16 protein-coding genes and 1 other RNA gene are annotated in these 18,712 nt (G+C 69.4%); 12 read left to right on the forward strand and 5 right to left on the reverse strand.

The annotated features are described in order from the left end of the window. The first annotated feature begins 7 nt into the window (after positions 1-7). From ssrS to GGD89_RS12855, 3 genes are all read left to right on the forward strand, one after another. A non-coding RNA gene (gene ssrS / locus GGD89_RS20660) (6S RNA) lies at positions 8-165 on the forward strand. Between the two features lie 99 nt (positions 166-264). Then, positions 265-918 (forward strand): 5-formyltetrahydrofolate cyclo-ligase, encoded by a 654-nt coding sequence (locus GGD89_RS12850; RefSeq protein WP_343058597.1) that lies wholly within the window; start codon positions 265-267, stop codon positions 916-918. 2 nt (positions 919-920) lie between these two features. After that, a complete protein-coding gene (locus tag GGD89_RS12855) occupies positions 921-1,748 on the forward strand; it encodes a TIGR00282 family metallophosphoesterase (RefSeq protein ID WP_184045870.1) in 828 nt (275 codons plus the stop codon). A 46-nt stretch (positions 1,749-1,794) separates the two neighbouring features. On the opposite strand, the gene GGD89_RS12860 is transcribed toward GGD89_RS12855, so the two are convergent. Both GGD89_RS12860 and GGD89_RS12865 read right to left on the reverse strand, forming a co-directional pair. Beyond that, positions 1,795-3,780, reverse strand: coding sequence for an acetyl-CoA carboxylase biotin carboxylase subunit (locus GGD89_RS12860; protein WP_184045872.1), 1,986 nt, complete (start codon positions 3,778-3,780; stop codon positions 1,795-1,797). Between the two features lie 57 nt (positions 3,781-3,837). Continuing rightward, on the reverse strand, positions 3,838-5,370 hold the full coding sequence (locus GGD89_RS12865) for an acyl-CoA carboxylase subunit beta (RefSeq protein ID WP_184045874.1): 1,533 nt from the start codon (positions 5,368-5,370) through the stop codon (positions 3,838-3,840). A gap of 451 nt (positions 5,371-5,821) precedes the next feature. Here GGD89_RS12865 and GGD89_RS12870 point away from each other — a divergent pair, with 451 nt between their 5' ends. The 4 genes from GGD89_RS12870 (at position 5,822) to GGD89_RS12885 (ending at position 9,528) form a co-directional block, all read left to right on the forward strand. Continuing rightward, on the forward strand, positions 5,822-7,375 hold the full coding sequence (locus GGD89_RS12870) for an acyl-CoA carboxylase subunit beta (protein ID WP_184045876.1): 1,554 nt from the start codon (positions 5,822-5,824) through the stop codon (positions 7,373-7,375). Between the two features lie 114 nt (positions 7,376-7,489). After that, positions 7,490-7,906: an OadG family transporter subunit gene (locus GGD89_RS12875; protein ID WP_184045878.1), complete on the forward strand. Its 417-nt coding sequence runs from the start codon at positions 7,490-7,492 to the stop codon at positions 7,904-7,906. A gap of 26 nt (positions 7,907-7,932) precedes the next feature. Continuing rightward, positions 7,933-8,340 (forward strand): biotin/lipoyl-containing protein, encoded by a 408-nt coding sequence (locus GGD89_RS12880; RefSeq protein ID WP_184045880.1) that lies wholly within the window; start codon positions 7,933-7,935, stop codon positions 8,338-8,340. Between the two features lie 54 nt (positions 8,341-8,394). Next, entirely contained in the window at positions 8,395-9,528 is a 1,134-nt protein-coding gene (locus GGD89_RS12885; protein WP_184045882.1) for a sodium ion-translocating decarboxylase subunit beta, read from the forward strand. A gap of 546 nt (positions 9,529-10,074) precedes the next feature. Here the strand turns inward: GGD89_RS12885 and GGD89_RS12890 are convergent. Further along, the gene (locus GGD89_RS12890) at positions 10,075-10,989 is read right to left on the reverse strand and encodes a branched-chain amino acid aminotransferase (protein WP_184045883.1); all 915 of its coding nucleotides are present in this window, start codon (positions 10,987-10,989) and stop codon (positions 10,075-10,077) included. Positions 10,990-11,180: 191 nt separating this feature from the next. On the opposite strand from GGD89_RS12890, the gene GGD89_RS12895 reads away from it, so the two are divergent. From GGD89_RS12895 to GGD89_RS12905, 3 genes are read left to right on the forward strand one after another with little or no spacing between them, the layout of a single operon-like run. Further along, positions 11,181-11,690: a MarR family winged helix-turn-helix transcriptional regulator gene (locus GGD89_RS12895; protein ID WP_184045885.1), complete on the forward strand. Its 510-nt coding sequence runs from the start codon at positions 11,181-11,183 to the stop codon at positions 11,688-11,690. Continuing rightward, positions 11,687-12,430: a response regulator gene (locus GGD89_RS12900; RefSeq protein WP_246423091.1), complete on the forward strand. Its 744-nt coding sequence runs from the start codon at positions 11,687-11,689 to the stop codon at positions 12,428-12,430. Before GGD89_RS12895 ends, GGD89_RS12900 begins: the two co-directional genes overlap by 4 nt. A 30-nt stretch (positions 12,431-12,460) precedes the next feature. Next, positions 12,461-13,819, forward strand: a complete 1,359-nt coding sequence (locus GGD89_RS12905) for an ATP-binding protein (protein WP_343058598.1) — start codon at positions 12,461-12,463, stop codon at positions 13,817-13,819. A gap of 3 nt (positions 13,820-13,822) precedes the next feature. Here the strand turns inward: GGD89_RS12905 and GGD89_RS12910 are convergent, their stop codons facing one another. Continuing rightward, positions 13,823-15,139, reverse strand: a complete 1,317-nt coding sequence (locus tag GGD89_RS12910) for an NAD(P)/FAD-dependent oxidoreductase (RefSeq protein WP_184045887.1) — start codon at positions 15,137-15,139, stop codon at positions 13,823-13,825. A gap of 255 nt (positions 15,140-15,394) precedes the next feature. Between GGD89_RS12910 and GGD89_RS12915 the strand changes: the two genes are divergently transcribed. Further along, on the forward strand, positions 15,395-16,009 hold the full coding sequence (locus GGD89_RS12915; protein WP_184045889.1) for a ribonuclease D: 615 nt from the start codon (positions 15,395-15,397) through the stop codon (positions 16,007-16,009). Between the two features lie 152 nt (positions 16,010-16,161). After that, complete coding sequence (locus GGD89_RS12920) at positions 16,162-16,836, forward strand: hypothetical protein (protein WP_184045891.1); 675 nt, start codon at positions 16,162-16,164, stop codon at positions 16,834-16,836. 47 nt (positions 16,837-16,883) lie between these two features. Here the strand turns inward: GGD89_RS12920 and tldD are convergent, their stop codons facing one another. Then, positions 16,884-18,320 carry a metalloprotease TldD gene (tldD, locus tag GGD89_RS12925; protein WP_184045893.1) on the reverse strand — a complete coding sequence of 479 codons (1,437 nt, stop codon included), beginning with the start codon at positions 18,318-18,320 and terminating at the stop codon, positions 16,884-16,886. Positions 18,321-18,712: the final 392 nt, after the last annotated feature.

Genomic DNA, 18,712 nt, shown 5'->3' on the forward strand with positions numbered 1-18,712 from the left:
TCCGGGGGTGAGGCTGCCCGGTGCGTCAGGCACGCACACTCCCGGGGGCGATAGTTCAAATATGGGAGCTGTCCCTGACGGGACCCTGGTCCCGCCACACGGTGCCCACTTCGTTGCCGCGGCCCATGTGGAGGTCGCACCGCCAACGGCCAGGGTGGCTTCACACTTCATCACGGTGGTTCAGGACGGCGCGCGGTCTGGGGCGCGGAGTCCGGTCCTGGGTCCCAGCGGTCCGGGTCCGGGACCGACCACATCGAGACCGCCGTGCCCCATCCGGAAACCACCGCCGACATCGACGCCGCCGCCCTCGCCAGCATCGCCGAGCGCAAAGCCGCCCTTCGCGCACGCCTGCTGGCACGTCGCCGGGCCATCCCGGCGGAGGCGGCGGAGGCGGCAGCCCGGGCCGTCCGCGACGGCCTGATGCGCGCCACCATGCCGCCCCCCGGGGCCGTCGTCGCCGGCTACTGGCCCATCCGGGGCGAACTGGATCCGCGCCCGTCGCTGCACGCCCTGGCCGCGCGCGGCCATGTCCTCGCCCTGCCACGAACGCCCCCACCCGGCGCCGCGCCCCGGCTGACCTTCCATGTCTGGGACGGCACGGCCGGCTCCCTCGCGCCTGGCCCCTTCGCGACCCGTCACCCGCCCGGGACCGCGCCGGCGGTCACCCCCGACTGGCTGCTGGTGCCCCTGGTGGGGTTTGACCGCACGGGCGCCCGCCTCGGCTACGGCGGCGGCTACTACGACCGGTGCCTGCGCCCCGCCTCGGGCGGGCCGGCCCCGGTGGCCATCGGCCTCGCCTACGCCTGCCAGGAGGTCGGGGCGGACGACGGCGGCCTGCCGGTGGCCCCCCACGACGTGCGCCTGCGGGCCATCGTCACCGAACGCACCCTGATCCAGCCTGTAGCGGGAGATCCTTGACCATGCGCGTGCTTTACCTGGGCGACATCGTCGGACGCAGCGGGCGCGACGCGGTCTGCGCGCGGCTGCCGGACCTGCGCGCCAGCCTGACCGCCGACATGGTGGTGGCCTGTGGCGAGAACGCCGCCCACGGCTTCGGCATCACCGCGCGCATCTGCCAGGATCTCTACGACGCCGGCGTGGACGTGATCACCACCGGCAACCACGCCTGGGACCAGCGCGAGATCATTTCCCACATCGGCGGCGATCCGCGCCTGCTGCGCCCCGCCAACTACCCCCCCGGCACGCCGGGCCACACCCGCGCCCTGGTCACCGATGGCCGCGGCCGGCGGCTGCTGGTGGTGCAGGTGATGGGCCGCCTGTTCATGGACCCCCTGGACGACCCCTTCGCCGTGGTGCTGCGCGAGATCGCCACCGCCCCCCTGGGCGGCCCGCCCGGGCGCGGCGCCGACGTCATCCTGGTGGACATGCACGCCGAAGCCACCAGCGAGAAGATGGCCATGGCCCATCATCTGGACGGCAAGGTCTCGATGGTGCTGGGCAGCCACACCCATGTGCCCACCGCCGACGGCCAGATCCTGCCCGGGGGCACGGCCTGCCAGACCGACGCCGGCATGTGCGGCGACTATGACTCGGTGATCGGCATGATCAAGGAGCCGGCCACCCTGCGCTTCACCCGCAAGATGCCCACCGAGCGGCTCCAGCCGGCCGGCGGTCCGGCCACGATCTGCGGGGTGCTGATCGAGACCGACGACACCACCGGCCTGGCGACACGCATCCAGCCCCTGCGGGTCGGGGGACGCCTGGCCGAGACGAGTCCGGCGGTGTGACGGGCCAGCCCATGGTGCCGGCCCGCCCTGCCCCGGCGCGAGACGGTTACGCGAATTCCAGGATGACCTGGTCTACCGAAAGGTTGTCGCCCGGCTGAGCGCGCAGCGTCCCCACCGTGCCGTCGCGCTCGGCCTTGAGGACGTTCTCCATCTTCATGGCCTCGACCACCGCCAGCGGCTCGCCGGCCTTGACGTCCTGGCCCGCCTCGACGGCCAGCGAGACCAGCAGCCCCGGCATGGGCGACAGCAGATACTTCGACAGATCCGGCGGCTGCTTCTTGGGCATCAGCGCCGCGAAGCCGGCCGCCAGCGGCGTCATGACCACGGCGCGATCCGTGGCGCCGGCATGGAACAGGCGGTAGCCGACGCCCTCGCGGTCGATCTGCACGCACTCCGGATGGCCGTTGATCTCGCAGCGGAACAGCGACTGGCCCAGGCGCCAGTTGGTGCGCACCACCATCGGCTCGTCGTCGACCACCACGCGGAAGCCCTCGTCCATGGGCGTCACCGTCACCGGGTGGTTGGTGTCGCCCAGGCGCACCACCCAGTCGCCGCGCACCGTCTTCTCGTGGCCCGGCATCTGGCCGCTGATGCGGGCGTCGCGCTCCACGTTCTTGCGGTGCACGCAGGCGGCCACCGTCACCAGGATGGTCGGGTCCTCCGGCGGCAAGTCGCGAAGATGGAAGCCGTCTGGGTACTCCTCGGCGATGAAGCCGGTGGTCAGGTCACCCCGCACGAAGCGGTCCTTGCCCATGACCGAGGCCAGGAACGGAATATTGTGCGACACGCCGCGAATGTAGAAGGCGTCCAGGGCGCGGCGCATGTGGCGGATGGCCAGGTCGCGGGTGCCCCCCCAGGCGATCAGCTTGGCGACCATGGGGTCGTAGTACATGCTGATCTCGCCGCCCTCCATCACGCCGGTGTCGACGCGGATCAGGCCGTCTTCCTCGTCGGGCGCCACGAAGCGGGTCAACCGGCCGATCGACGGCATGAAGTTCCGGAAGGGATCCTCGGCGTAGATGCGGCTTTCGACCGCCCAGCCCCTGAAGCGCACATCGTCCTGGGCCAGGGTCAGCGGCTCCCCGGCGGCGATGCGGATCATCCATTCCACCAGATCCTGGCCGGTGATCATCTCGGTCACCGGATGTTCCACCTGAAGGCGGGTGTTCATCTCCAGGAAGTAGAAGTTCTGGTGGGCGTCGACGATGAACTCGACGGTACCGGCGCTCTTGTAGTCCACCGCCTTGGCCAGGGCGACGGCCTGGGCGCCCATCTCGGCGCGCACCTCGGGGGTGAGGAAGGGCGACGGGGCCTCCTCGATCACCTTCTGATGACGCCGCTGGATGGAGCACTCGCGCTCGCCCAGGTGGATGCAGTGGGAGCCGTCGGACAGCACCTGGATTTCGATGTGGCGCGGCTGCTCCACGAACTTCTCGATGAACACCCGGTCATCGGCGAAGCTGGAGCGCGCCTCGTTGGTGGCCGACAGAAAGCCCTCGCGGGCGCTGTCGGCATCGTGCGCCACGCGCATCCCCTTGCCGCCGCCGCCGGCCGACGCCTTGATCATCACCGGGAAGCCGATGTCCTCGGCGATGCGCACCGCCTCATCAGGGTCCTTGATGACCCCCATGTATCCGGGGACGGTGTTGACGCCGGCGTCCTTGGCCAGCTTCTTGGACTCGATCTTGTCGCCCATGGCCTCGATGGCGCGGGCCTCGGGGCCGATGAAGGCGATGCCGGCCTCGGACAGGGCGATCTGAAACGCCTTGTTCTCCGACAGGAAGCCGTAGCCGGGGTGCACGGCCTCGGCGCCGGTGTCCTTGCAGGCCTGGACGATGCGCTCGATGACCAGGTAGCTCTCCGCCGAGGGGGCGGGACCGATGGCGACCCGCTCGTCGGCCATCAGGGTGTGCAAGGCGTCGCCGTCGGCGTCGGAATGCACGGCCACCGTCTGGATGCCCATGCGGCGCGCCGTCTTGATGACGCGGCAGGCGATTTCGCCACGGTTGGCGATGAGAATCTTCTTGAACATGGCGGTCCCTGGTGCAGGCAGGTTTGAAGGGCGGAGGCGGAACGGTCGGCGACGGTCCTACAGCGGGATGTTGCCGTGTTTGCGCCAGGGGTTCTTGACGTCCTTGTTCCGCAGCATCGCCAGGCCCTTGCACACGCGCTTGCGCGTGTTGCGCGGCAGGATCACGTCGTCGATGAAGCCGCGCGCGCCCGCCACGAAGGGATTGGCGAACAGCGTGCGGTACTCCTCGGTGCGCTGGGCGATCTTCTCGGGGTCGTCCAGGTCCTTGCGGAAGATGATCTCCACCGCGCCCTTCGGACCCATCACGGCGATCTCGGCCGAGGGCCAGGCGTAGCTCAGGTCGCCGCGCAGGTGCTTCGACGCCATCACCACGTAGGCACCGCCGTAGGCCTTGCGGGTGATCACCGTGATCTTGGGCACCGTGGCCTCGGCATAGGCATAGAGCAGCTTGGCGCCGTGCTTGATGATGCCGCCGTATTCCTGCGACACCCCCGGCAGGAAGCCCGGCACGTCCACGAAGGTGATGATGGGGATGTTGAACGCATCGCAGAAGCGCACGAAGCGGGCCCCCTTGCGGGCGCTGTCGATGTCCAGGCAGCCCGCCAGCACCATCGGCTGGTTGGCGACGATGCCCACCGTGCGGCCTTCCATGCGGGCGAAGCCGGTGATGATGTTGCCGGCGTAGCGGGGCGCGATCTCGAAGAACTCGTGCTCGTCCACGACCTTCTCGATCAGCTCCTTCATGTCGTAGGGCTTGTTGGGATTGTCGGGGATCAGCGTATCCAGCGCGTGCTCCACCCGGTCGTGCGGATCCTCGGTGGGCTTGATCGGCGGCGCCTCGCCGTTGTTGGCCGGCAGGAAGTCCATGAAGCGACGCAGGTTGAGCAGCGCCTCCACATCGTTCGCGAACGACAGGTCGGCCACGCCCGAGGTTCCCGTGTGGGTCAGCGCCCCGCCCAGTTCCTCGGCCGTCACCTGCTCGTGGGTCACCGTCTTCACCACGTCCGGGCCGGTGACGAACATGTTGGAGCTGTCCTCCACCATGAAGATGAAGTCGGTCATGGCCGGCGAGTAGACGGCGCCACCGGCGCACGGCCCCATGATCATCGAGATCTGCGGCACCACCCCCGACGCATTGACGTTGCGCTGAAACACCTCGGCGTAGCCGGCAAGGCTGTCGACCCCTTCCTGGATGCGCGCGCCGCCCGAATCGTTCAGGCCGATCACCGGCGCGCCCACCTTGGTCGCCTGGTCCATGATCTTGCAGATCTTCTCGGCGTGGGCCATGGACAGCGAGCCGCCGAACACCGTGAAGTCCTGGCAGAACACGAAGACCAGCCGGCCGTTGATGGTGCCATGCCCGGTGACCACGCCGTCGCCCGGCACCCGGCTTTCGCCCATGCCGAACTCGGCGCAGCGATGCTCCACGAACATGTCCCATTCCTCGAACGAGTCCGGGTCGAGCAACAGGTTGATGCGCTCCCGCGCCGTCAGCTTGCCCCGTGCGTGCTGGGCGTCGATTCGCCGTTGTCCACCGCCCAGGCGGGCCTGGACGCGCTTGGCATCGAGCTGGCGGATGATGTTCTGCATGTCTCGGAGGTCCCCGTGGTGGCCTCGCGCCGTCCCTCGCATGGCTGCGGACCGACCGCGCCGAGTGTGTTTGAGGGCGACGAGGGATGATTCTGTGTGGGCGCGAGCGGCGTGATGGATGGTTCAATCCATACCTACTGTGCGGCGCAGAGAGTGACAATGCGGCGCAACATGAAAAAACGCAAGACCGTTATCCAAAATGCCCCTACCACGCCATTCTGTTTCGCGCACGACTTCGGGCGCCGGTATCGCGCCTGCCTTTCGGGGATGAGACGCCGGGGCACCCCCATGACGCGTTCGCGCACGCGAAACAATCCAGGTTGGCCCGGTCCATCCGGATCGCTGACGGATTCATCGCCCTTCGGACCCCATGTTCACGGAGTGTGCTGTGGACGACCCCCGGGTCGCCTCGCTTATACTGCCCGCCGCCGCCATCGAAAGGGACGCCGAGATGCCGATCAACAAACAGGCCGTCGAGGAACTGGAACGTCGCCGCCAGGCCACCGAGGCCGGCGGCGGTCGCAAGAAAATCGAGGCCCGCCACGCCAAGGGTCTCTGGACGGCCCGGGAGCGTCTGGCTCACCTGTTCACCGAAGGCACGTTCCAGGAGTACGGCCAGCACGCCCAGCACGAAAGCCGCCAGTTCGGCATGGAGGGCAAGGACCTTCCGGGCGACGCGGTGGTCACCGGCGTGGGCTACGTGGACGGCCGGCCGGTCGCCTCCTTCAGCCAGGACTTCACCGTCGCCGGCGGGTCCCTCGGCACCATGCACGCCGAGAAGATCAGCATGATCATGGACCAGGCCGAGATCGGCGGCATTCCGGTGGTCGGCTTCAACGACTCCGGCGGCGCACGCATCCAGGAAGGGGTGATGGCCCTGTCCGGGTACGGCCAGGTGTTCAACCGTAACGTCCGCCTGTCGGGCGTGGTTCCGCAGATCGCCGTCATCTCCGGCCCCTGCGCCGGGGGCGCCGCCTACTCGCCGGCCCTGATGGACTTCATCATCATGATCCGCGAGGGCGCGGAGATGTTCATCTGCGGTCCGGAGGTGATTCGCGGCGTGACCGGGCAGGCCACCACCAAGGCCGAGATCGGCAGCGCCGACGTCCACGCCAGCGTCTCGGGCAACATTCATTTCGTGGCGGAGAACGAGGAGGACGCGGTCGGGATCGTCCGGCGCCTGCTGTCCTACCTGCCGTCCAACAACATGAGCGAGCCGCCGCATCACATCGAGCCGGAACTGGATCTGGCCGAAGACCCGGCGATGAACGACATCCTGCCGGACTCGGGCAAGAGTCCGTTCGACGTCAAGGACGTGATCACCGGCCTGTCGGACCCCGACAGCTTCCTGGAGGTGCAGCGCGACTTCGCCAAGAACATCGTCGTCGGCTTCGGGCGAATCGCCGGCATGGTGGTGGGCTACATCGCCAACCAGCCGAAGGAGCTGGCCGGCTGCCTGGACATCGACGCCAGCGACAAGGGCTCGCGCTTCATTCGCTTCTGCAATGCCTTCGGCGTTCCCATCATCAATCTGGTGGACGTGCCCGGCTTCCTGCCCGGCGTGCGCCAGGAACGCGGCGGCATCATCCGCCACGGCGCCAAGATGCTGTTCTCCTACGGTGCCGCCACGGTGCCCAAGATCACCATCATCATGCGCAAGGCCTACGGCGGCGCCTACCTGGCGATGTGCAGCCGTGACATGGGCGCTGACCTGGTGCTCGCCTGGCCGACCGCCGAGATCGCCGTGATGGGCGCCGACGGGGCCGTGAACATCCTGTATCGCGGTGACCTGGACAAGGCCGACGATCGCGTCGCCCGCTCCCGGGAGCTGGCCGACGAGTACCGCGCGCATTTCGCCTCTCCGTACATCTCGGCCGGCAAGCTGTTCATTCACGACGTGATCACCCCGTCCGAGACCCGCGCCCGCGTGGCCCTGGCGCTGCGCACGCTGCTGTCCAAGCGCGAGACCCGGCCGCCGAAGAAGCACGGCAACATCCCGCTCTAACCCCCCGCGGTCGTGCCGGCCCCCGCCCCAGGCGGGGTCCGCCGCGCGGGTTCCACTTTCGCGCATCCGCCGACCGCCCGGCCGGCGGCTCGCGCATCCCAGGGAGGACCTAGCATGCTCGAGGGTTTGAAGATCCTCTTGGTCGGCATCCTCGTGGTGATGGCGGTCCTCATTATGTTGTGGGTCTCCTGTGCCGTGATCGGCCTGGCCTTCAAGGCCGCCGAGGCCATGAAGGCCCGCGCCCGGGACCGGCGGACCACCGAGGCCGCCCAGCCATCCGCGCTGCCTCCGCAGGCGGCACCGGCGACGTCGGCGGGGGCGGTGCCGGCCCATCATCTGGCGGCCATCGCCGCCGCCGCGGCGGCGGTCCTGGACCGTCCTGTGCGCGTCCTGCGCGTGCAGGTCCCCCCGCTGCAATCATCCCAGTGGACCAACCAGGGACGTCTGGACACCTTTCAGTCCCACCGCCTGCAAGGCGACTGGGGCGGTGTCGTGCCCGGCCTGACCCAGGACCAGATTCAATCACGTTGACTCTCTCACGCGGGGAACCTGACCTCATGAAGACTCTGCGCATTACGGTGGACGGCACGGCCTACGACGTGACCGTCGAAGTCCTCGACGACGGCGGCGCGGCCCCGACCCGTCCGGCCGCGCCCGCCACCCCGGCCGCGCCCGCCGCGCCCCGTCCGGTCGCGGCACCGGCCGCCGCGCCGGCCCCGGCCCCCGCCGCCGCGCCGGCCGCCGCCGCCGGATCCGGCGACGTGGTCAGCCCGCTGGCCGGCACCGTGGTTTCCGTCGACGTCAAGGTGGGCGATGCCGTCGCCGCCGGCCAGCAGCTGGTCGTGCTGGAAGCCATGAAGATGAACACACCCATCCAGGCACCGCGCGCGGGCACCGTCTCCGCCGTGTCCGCCCAGGCCGGCGAGAGCGTGGCCGAGGGCCAGGTGCTGTTGTCCCTCTCGTAAGCCGAGCCCGAGACGACACGCGGGACCGGACCAACCGAAGGGAGAGCGGCGTTCATGGAAACCTTCACCCACCTGTTCGACCTGACCGGCATCGGCGACGTCACCTGGCGGATGGCCGTCATGTGGTGCGTGGTGGCCGGTCTGATGTACCTGGCGGTCTACAAGAAGTTCGAGCCGCTGTTGCTGGTGCCCATCGCTTTCGGGGCGCTGCTCGCCAACCTGCCCGCCGAGGGACTGGTCAACGTGCCCGTCGGTGATCATCCGGGCGGATTGTTCTATTACATCCAGCAGGGCGTGCACCTGGAGATCTTCCCACCCCTGATCTTCCTGGGCGTGGGCGCGCTGACCGACTTCGGCCCCCTGATCGCCAACCCCCGCACCCTTCTCCTGGGCGCGGCGGCCCAGTTCGGCGTGTTCGCAACCTTCATGGGAGCGGTGGCCATCGGCTTCACCAGTCAGGAAGCGGCCGCCATCGGCATCATCGGCGGCGCCGACGGACCGACGTCGATTTTCCTGGCCAACAAGCTCGCCCCGGAGCTGCTGGCCCCCATCGCCGTGGCCGCCTACAGCTACATGGCGCTGGTGCCGCTGTTGCAGCCGCCGGTCATGCGCGCCCTGACCACCGAGAAGGAGCGCAAGATCCGCATGAGTTCGCTGCGTCCCGTCTCGCGACTGGAAAAGCTGATCTTCGCCCTGGTGGTCACCGTGCTGGTCATCCTGCTGGTGCCGGCGGCGGCGGCCCTGATCGGCATGCTCATGCTGGGCAACTTCTTGCGCGAATGCGGCGTGACCGAGCGTCTGAGCAAGGCGGCGCAGAACGAGGTCATCAACGCCGTGACCATCTTCCTGGGCGCCAGCGTCGGCATCACCATGACCGGCGAGCGGTTCCTCCAGGCCGAGACGCTGAAGATCCTGGCGCTGGGCGTGGTGGCCTTCGGCATCGCCACCGCCACCGGCGTGCTGATGGCCAAGCTGATGAACCTGTTCATCCGCGACAACAAGATCAACCCGCTGATCGGCTCCGCCGGCGTGTCGGCCGTGCCCATGGCGGCACGCGTCTCGCAGGTGGAAGGCCAGCGGGCCGACCCCGGTAACTTCCTGCTCATGCACGCCATGGGGCCGAATGTCGCGGGCGTGATCGGCACCGCCGTCGCCGCCGGGTACTTCATCGCCACCTTCGCGCCCTGATCCAGGGGGCTTCAGGACCCGTGGCGGATGGGCGAGGCTCATCCGCCCGGTCGGCGACCGGCGAGACAGCAAAAACCCCGGGCGGTCCGTGACAGGACCCACCCGGGGTTTTCCGTCTCCACCCCTTATACCAGTGGCGGATGAGTGTGACTCATCCGCCGAGCGGCACCGGCCCGCTCCCCCTCCCGGCCACCCCAAGTATACTGCCGTGGGTGGCCGGGAGGGGGAGCGGGCCGGCCACGGACTGCAACGGTCATTCTCAATGACCGTTGGTATAACAGCGCCACGAAGCGCCCTCGCAAATCACGCGAATAGGGTTTTCCCATGCGGACCGACCTCCTAAAGGTCAGTCCGTTGAATCATAAAATCGATCCCATGGGAATCCCTGGCGACTCAACCCGACCCCAGAGCACTCTAGAGCATGGTGCGTGAGTCTGGACTCACGGACCATGCTCTATGATTCTGATATTGAAGCATATCGTCGTCGCGATCCGGTTCGGATCGCTCGGGATTTGCTCTAGCGCCGTGGCGCGCCCCGGCCGCCGCTCAGGCCGCCGAGGTGGAGGCGCTGGCGGTCAGGGTGTTGGTGCGGCCGACGGCGCGGTCGTAGGCGTCGATCAGGGTGCGGGTCACCGCCCCCGGTGTGAACGACAGGTCGTCGATCCCGCCCACCGGGGTCACCTCGGCCGCCGTCCCGGTGAGAAACACCTCGGTGGCCCGGGCCATCTCCTCGGGCAGGATGACGCGTTCCACGACATCAATCCCCGCCTCCCGGGCCAGGCCGATGACCGTGCGCCGCGTGATGCCGTCCAGGAAGCAATCCGGGATGGGCGTGTGCAGCTTGCCGTCCGGCATCAGGAAGAAGATATTGGCCCCGGTGGCCTCGGCCACCTGGCCCCGCCAGTCCAGCATCAGGGCGTCGTGGAAGCCGGCCTGTTCGGCCTTGTGCTTGGACAGCGTGCAGATCATGTAGAGCCCCGCCGCCTTGGCATGGACCGGCGCGCAGCGCGGGTCCGGCCGGCGCCAGTCCGAGGTCGTCAGCCGGATCCCGGCCATGCGGGCCTCGGGCGAGAAGTAGGACGGCCACTCCCAGGCGGCGATGGCGAGGTTGATGCGGTTGTGCTGGGCGGACACACCCATCATCTCCGACCCGCGCCAGGCCACCGGGCGCACGTATCCGTCCGTGATGCCGTTGGCGGCCAGCACCGCGTCATGGGCGGCGTTGATCGCCTCCACGGTGTAGGGAATCTGGAAGCCCATGAGGCGCGCCGACTCGTGCAGGCGCTCGGTATGCTCGGTCAGCTTGAAGACGGTGCCGTTGTAGACCCGTTCGCCTTCGAACACGCTGGAGGCATAATGCAGCCCATGGGTCAGCACATGCACCTTGGAGTCCCGCCAGGGAATCAGGTCGCCGTTGTACCAGATGACGCCGTCGCGGTCGTCGAAGGGACGTTGTGCCATGGTCTGCCGCCTCCCGGAGATTGAAAATGTCCTACATCCGAGTGTCTGGCGTAACATCGTGAGGACAATATGTCAACAACACTGACTTATTATCGCCCCCGGAGGGGGCGCATGCCTGTCATCGACCCGAGGCATGGGAGGCCGCCGGAGGGCGGCGCCGACCGGACCGCCGCCCCCGGGGGTGCCGCCCCATGAGCGACCCGCGCCCCAGCGCGAACCCCCTGTTCCTGCGGGAAGAGGAGTTGCGCCAGGCCATCGAGATGCTGTTCTTCGCCTACCGCGACTTCACCGGCGAGGCCGACGCCATGCTCGCCCGGCACGGGTTCGGGCGCGCACATCACCGCGTCATCTACTTCGTCGGCCGCCATCCCATGATCTCGGTCAGCGACTTGCTGAGCATCCTTCGCATCACCAAGCAAAGCCTGTCGCGGGTCCTGGGCCAGCTTGTCCGTGACGGGTTCATCGTGCAACATCGCGGCACCGCCGACGGCCGCCAGCGGCTGCTGGAGCTGACCGACAAGGGCACGGCCATCGAACAGCAGCTCACGGAGGCCCAACGCCAGCGCATCGCCACCGCCTATCGCCGCGCCGGCGGCGACGCGGTGCAGGGCTTTCGCGCCGTGCTGCTGGGCATCATGGACCCGACCGTTCGCGCCCGCTTCCTGGGCAACGCCCCCCCCGGCGACGAGGGATCGCCATGACCGCCCCCGAGCCCACCGGGATGCTGGACCTGGAGAGCCGCCCCCACATCCTGGTGGTGGACGACGACGAACGCCTGCGGGCCTTGCTCACCCGCTATCTCACCGACAACGGCTGCCTGGTGAGCGCCGCCGCCGACGCCGCCGAGGCCCGCGCCCATTTGGCGGCGCTGACCTTCGACCTGCTCGTCGTGGACGTCATGATGCCCGAGGAGGACGGCCTGTCCCTGACCCGGACCCTGCGCCAGTCGAGCGGCGTGCCGATCCTCATGCTCACGGCCATGGGCGATCCCGAGGCCCGCATCCGGGGGCTGGAGGCCGGCGCCGACGACTACCTGCCCAAGCCCTTCGAGCCGCGCGAACTGTTGCTGCGCATCACCGGCATCCTGCGCCGGGTGGGCGAGCGCTCGCCGGCCGATGCGCCGCAGCCGGCCGGCGCCAACGCGCCCACGGCGCTATGCTTCGGGCCGCTCCGCCTGGACCTCACCCGCGAGGAACTGTCCCGCGACGACGAGCCGCTGCGCCTGACCACCGCCGAACGGCAGTTGCTGATGGTGCTGGCCCGGCAGGCCGGCGAGACGGTCAGCCGCGAGGACCTGGCGGACCGGACCGGCACCGCCGCCACGCCCCGCGCGGTGGACGTGCACGTCACCCGGCTGCGGCGCAAACTGGAACCCGATCCGCGCCGGCCGCGCTACCTCCAGACCGTGCGCGGGCGCGGCTACCTGCTGCGACCGGATTGACCCACGCCCCCCACCCGGGACACCGCCCCCGTGATACCGCCGACCTACCCGTTCACCCTGCTCAAGCGCATGCTGCCGCGCGGCCTGCTGGCGCGCTCCCTGCTCATCATCGTCATTCCCCTGGTGCTGTTGCAGGTCATCACCACCTACGTCTTCTTCGACCGACACTGGGACGTGGTGTCGCGCCGCCTGAACTCGGCGGTGGCCTCGGAGATCGGCCTCGTCGCCCGCCTTATCGAGACCTACCCCGACGAGGGCCTCCAGGCCTGGGCCTTCAGCATCGCCCGCATGTCCCAGTCGCTGACCTTCACCTTCTCGCCCGGCGAGGGGATGCCGCCCATCGCGCCGTCCGACAGCGACCCCATCGAACGGGCGCTGACCCGCCAGTTGGGCCCCTACCTGCCCCACCCCTTCGTGGTCGACGGCCGCCCCGGAGACACGCACCTGACCGTCTACATGCAGACGCCGCGCGGGATTCTGGAGGTCGACCTTCCCAAGAAGCGCCTGTTCACCGAGTCCATCTTCCTGTTCATGTTCTGGATCGTGGCGACGTCGCTGATCCTGTTCGGCGTGGCCACCATCTTCATGCGCAACCAGGTGCGGCCGATGCTGCGCCTGGCGCGCGCCGCCGACGCCTTCGGCAAGGGCCGCGAGGCCGCCGAGGTGCGCATCGAGGGCGCCACCGAGGTGCGCAAGGCCAGCCGTGCCTTCAAGGCCATGCGGGAGCGCATCAAGCGTCAGATCGACCAGCGCACGGCCATGCTGGCCGGCGTGTCGCACGACCTGCGCACCCCCCTGACCCGCATGAAGCTGCAACTGGCCCTGCTGGACGGCGCCAGGAAAACCGAGGACGCCGAGGACGCCAAGGGCATCGAGGATCTGCGCGCCGACGTCGCCGAGATGGAGTGCATGATCGACGCCTACCTGGACTTCGTGCGCGGCTCCGGCACCGAAACCGCCATCGAGGCCGATCTGGCCGCCACGGTGAACGACGTGGTCGGTCGTCATCGCCGGGGCGGCGGACAGGTGACCTTGTCGGCGGACAAGCCCATCATCCTGCCGCTCAAACGCCAGGCGTTCGAACGGGCCTTCGGGAACATCCTGGGCAACGCCTTGCGTCATGGCCACCAGGCCTGGGTCCGGGCCGGCGTCCGGCACGACCAGGTCGAGATCCTGGTCGACGACGACGGCCCCGGCATTCCCAAGGCCAGGCGCGAGGAGGTCTTCAAGGCGTTCTACCGCCTGGAAAGCTCGCGCAACCCCGGCACCGGCGGCATGGGGTTGGGCCTGACCATCGCCCGCGACCTGGTGCGGGGGATGGGCGGCGACGTCATCCTGACCGACAGCCCGCGCGGCGGCCTGCGGGTCAGGATGGTCCTGCCCTTGTGACGACTACAGCCTGTCGCGGATCCGGTGCAGCATCATCGCCGCGACCAGCAGCGGCGTGCGCAGCCGTGCCCCGCCGGGGAACGGCCGATGGGGAATGCGCGCCATCAGGTCGAAGCGCTCCTCCTGGCCGGCCACCACCTCGGCCATCAACGCGCCGGCCAGGCTGGTCAGGCCCACGCCGTGACCCGAGAAACCCTGCGCGAACAGCACCCGGCGCCCCAGGCGCCCGACGTGCGGCAGCCTGTTGACGGTGATGGCCACGTATCCGCCCCAGGCGAAATCCACGCGCACATCGGCCAGGCTCGGGAACACCGTCAGCATGGTCCGGCGCATGGCATCGGCGACGCTGGGCGGATCCATCCGGGAATAGCTGACCCGCCCCCCGAACAGCATGCGGTGGTCGGCGGACCGGCGGAAGTAGTTCAGCACGAAGTTGCAGTCGCTGACGGCCTCGTTGCCGGGGATCAGCGCCCGCGCGCGGACCTCTCCCAGGGGTTCGGTGGCGACGATGTAGGTGCCCACCGGCATGATGCGGCGGCCGATGGCCGGCACCCGCCGCCACAGGTAGGCATTGCCCGCCAGCAGCAGCCAGCGCGCTCGCACCACGCCGCCGGGCGTGCGCACCTCGACGCCGTTGGCCGTCTCCGTGTAGGACGTCATCGGCGCGCCCTCGTGCAGCACCGCTCCCGCCGCCTCGGCCGCCGCCGCCAGGCCCAGGGTGTAGTTGAGCGGGTGCAGATGACCGCCCCCGGGGTCGTACAGGGCGCCGACATAGGCGTCGCTGGCCACGCGATCGCGCGTCTGCACACGGTCCCACAACGCCAACCCAGGATACCCGAGGGCCGTCCAGTCCTCGGCCATGGCCTCCAGCTCGCGCACCTGGCGCGCCTTCACGGCCACGTCGATGTGCCCGGGCGCGAAGTCGCAGGCGAGTCCGTGACGGGCGATGCGATCCTTGACCAGCGACACCGCCTCCACGCCCAGGTCCCAGTAGGCTTGCGCCTTCGCCGGCGACAGATGGGCGCGCACCGACCGCATGTCGCCGCCGAACCCGGCGATCAACTGGCCGCCGCTGCGTCCCGAGGCGCCGAAGCCGATCCCGTGCTCTTCCAGCAGGCGCACCGACAGGCCACGCTCGGCCAGGTGCAGCGCCGCCGCGCACCCGGTCATGCCGCCCCCGACCACGACCACGTCGGCGCGGGTGTCGCCCCACGCGGGCGCACGGGACGGCGCGTCGATCGCGCTTTCGGTGTAGTAGGACCGAGGCAGATCGCCTTTCGGGGACACGGTAGGGGACACGGTAGGGGGCGCGGTCGGCATGGGCACTCCTGGGCGGCGACGTCCGGCCCCTGTCTTAGGTCACCCGCGCCGCCCCGTCCAGGGAGCGGCGCCGCCCCCCGGCCCGGGCGGCCCGGACCGCGCCGGGCCATTTTGGCTTGTGGCGGTCCGGTGCCGGTGGTAAACAGGGCGCGATTGTCGAAATCTGCCCATAACACCTTGTTTTTGTTGCTCTGGCGCGCATCACATCGCCTCCAGAGATGCCTCCCTGGCTCCCCCGGACCGAACAGGTTTTTCATGGCCGAGATCATCGTGCACGACGGCGACCTGCCCGCCGACGTTTCCTTCGGCACCCAGGTGGCCGTGGACACCGAAACCATGGGCCTCAACCTGACGCGGGACCGGCTGTGCCTCGTGCAGCTCTCGGCCGGCGACGGTGTCTGTCACCTGGTCCGTATCCAGCCCGACCGGCCGGCGCCGGTGTTGTGCACGCTGATGGCGGACACAACGGTCCTGAAGTTGTTTCACTTCGGCCGCTTCGACATCGCCATCATGCTGCGCCGCCTGGGCGTCCTTGCCCAACCCGTGTACTGCACCAAGCTGGCCTCGAAGCTGTGTCGCACCAATTCCGACGCGCATGGCCTGAGCGCCTTGTGCAAGCTGATGCTGGGCGTGGACATGTCCAAGCAGCAACAGACGTCCGACTGGGGCGCCGAGACCTTGAGCCAGGAGCAACTGGAGTACGCCGCCAGTGACGTCCTCTATCTGCATGCCCTGAAGGCGCAGTTCGACGCCTTGCTGGCGCGCGAGGGTCGGACGGCCCTGGCCGAGGCGTGTTTCGCGTTCCTGCCCCATCGCGCGGCCCTGGATGTGGCCGGGTGGAGCGAGACCGACATTTTCGCCCACTCGTAGGGACGGACGCGAACCAAGGGGCGCGGGCCGCCTCGTCGCCGTCGCGTGGCGGGACAGGCGCGCATGCCGGTCGACGCAGCCTGTGCGCCGTGCCGCGGCCTCCCCACCCTCAGCGGGGACACCAGCGGACCCGCATCGGACCGGAGGTCGCCATGGGGACGGACACACCGCGAGCCCTGACCGCGCGCGAGTGGGCCGCCCTGGCCCGCGCCATCGACCGGACCGACCCGGAAGCGTGCCGCGCGCTGGACCAACTGGCCCGGCATCATGGCCTCACCCTGGACGACCTGGACACCATGGCCGGTGCGGCGCGGCCGCCGGTCGCCGTGCCGGTCGTCGTGGTCCCGCCCCCACCGGAGCCCCCACCCGCCCTGGCGCTGGAGGCCGACCTGGCGCTGGAGCCGGACCTTGCCTATCCGGACGCATCGGACCCGGCCCCGCACTGGGAGGTGATCGCCGACCGGGAGGACCTGCGCATCGCCACCGCCCAGATGGGACTGGACTCCAATGTGGTGCGCCCCACGGCCGATGGGTCGGACGACGAGGCCATGGTCTCGCATCCCTCCGTCTTCTGCCCGGACGGGCCGATGTTCCTGGGGGTGCTCGCCGTTCTCGTGCGCCGGGGCGCCCTGTTCCGCCTCTATCAGGCGCGGCGAACGGAGGACGGGGCGGCCGAGACGGTGCAGGTCCGCCTGTTTCCCGAACCGGGCTCGGAGACCATGGAGATCCTGACCCTGTTTCACCCGGAGACGGCCCGCACGGTCAAGAACCTGAGCACGCGGGTCGCCGACGCCATGCGCCTGCTTCAGACCGAAAGCCCGTCGTGAGGGGGCTTGAGGGGGCGTGAGGGCGGCGGCCGCCGCCCTCCCCGGGGTCAGGCGGCCTGGGTGCCGCCCACCGTCAGCCGGTCCACCAGCAGCGTCGGTTGCCCGACGCCCACCGGCACGCCCTGCCCTTCCTTGCCGCAGGTGCCAACCCCCGGATCCAGCCGAAGGTCGTTGCCGATCATGGACACGCGCGTCATGACCTCCGGGCCGTTGCCGATCAGGGTGGCGCCCTTGACCGCCGGGCCGACCTTGCCGTCCTCGATCAGGTAGGCTTCCGAGGCGGAAAAGACGAACTTGCCGGAGGTGATGTCCACCTGACCGCCGCCGAAATTGACGGCGTACAGGCCCTTTTTCACCGACCGCAGGATCTCCGCCGGGTCCCTGTCGCCGGCCTCCATGATCGTGTTGGTCATGCGCGGCAGCACCGGATGGGCGTGCGACTGGCGCCGGCCGTTGCCCGTGGGCGCCACGCCCATCAGGCGGGCGTTCATGCGATCCTGCATGTAGCCCTTGAGAATACCGTCCTCGATCAACACCGTCCGCCCCGTGGGCGTGCCCTCGTCGTCCACCGACAGGGACCCCCGGCGATCGAGCATGGTGCCGTCATCCACCACCGTGACCCCGGGCGCGGCCACCCGGTCGCCCAGGCACCCCGAGAACGCCGAGGTCTTCTTGCGATTGAAGTCGCCTTCCAGGCCGTGCCCCACCGCCTCGTGCAACAGGATGCCCGGCCATCCCGGCCCCAGCACCACCGGCATCTCGCCGGCCGGGGCGTCGACGCTGTCCAGATTCACCAGGGCCTGGCGCAGCGCCTCGTCCACCGCCCCCTTCCACGCGTCCTCCGATACGAAGGCATCGTAGGACAGGCGTCCGCCGCTGCCATGGCTGCCGCTTTCCATGCGGTCGCCCTGGCCCACCACCACCGCCACGTTGACCCTGACCAGCGGGCGGATATCGGCCACCGTCTCGCCCCCGGGACGCAGGATCACCACCGCCTGCCACGACGCCGTCAGGCTGGCCATCACCTGGACAACACGGGGATCCCTGGCCCGCGCATAGGTGTCGATGGACGACAGGATGGCCACCTTGCGATCCATGGGCAGGCCGTCGATGGGGTTATCTGTCCCATACAGGTGACGGTTGGTGCGCTGGGGCGGCAGGGCCAGGGACCCGCCGGTTCCCAGGCGCACGGCCTTGACGGTCTCGGCGGCGCGGGCGATGGCCTGCTCGTCCAGCAGGCTGGCGTGGGCGAAGCCGACGGTCTCGCCCACCTCCGCGTGCAGCCCGAACCCCTGCGAGGTATCGAAGGCAGCGCTGCGGATCCGCCCGTCGTCCAGCGCGAAGCTCTCCGACTGCCGGTACTCCAGGAACAGCGCGCCATCATCGCAGCCGGTCAGCGCGTCATCCACCAGGGCGGTCACCCGGTCACGGTCGAGACCGGCGCGATCGAAGAACAGGGCCTCGGCCTGGGCATCATGGGGCATCGGAACACTCCGCAAGGATAACGGGACGGGACGGCGCCACGGCGTGGGCACACCCTAACAGATCTGGAGGGCGGGGTAAGCGTCAAGCCCTGGCGGTGGCCGCCGCCACACGCGCGCGGTCGATCATCCGACGTTTCACGGGATCCGGCGGCTGACCTTTCCCCGAGAAGGCTTATCCCCCTGTTTCAGGTTGGCACACCATGCGGCGCATGCCTTGTGCAAGGAACACCGATATCATGCGGTCGCCGGAACCAGGGGGATAAGCCGGTCCCCGAGAAAGTGGACCCCGGGTTATGACGAGGAAATCTCCGCTTCACGGCGAAGGCGGGACGGCATCGGCCCGGCCACCATCCGATCCAAACGCGGACCGTGACCGCTATTGGCGCACGGGC

The sequence above is a fragment of the Roseospira visakhapatnamensis genome (assembly GCF_014197915.1).
GTDB classification, from domain to species: Bacteria; Pseudomonadota; Alphaproteobacteria; order Rhodospirillales; family Rhodospirillaceae; genus Rhodospira; species Rhodospira visakhapatnamensis.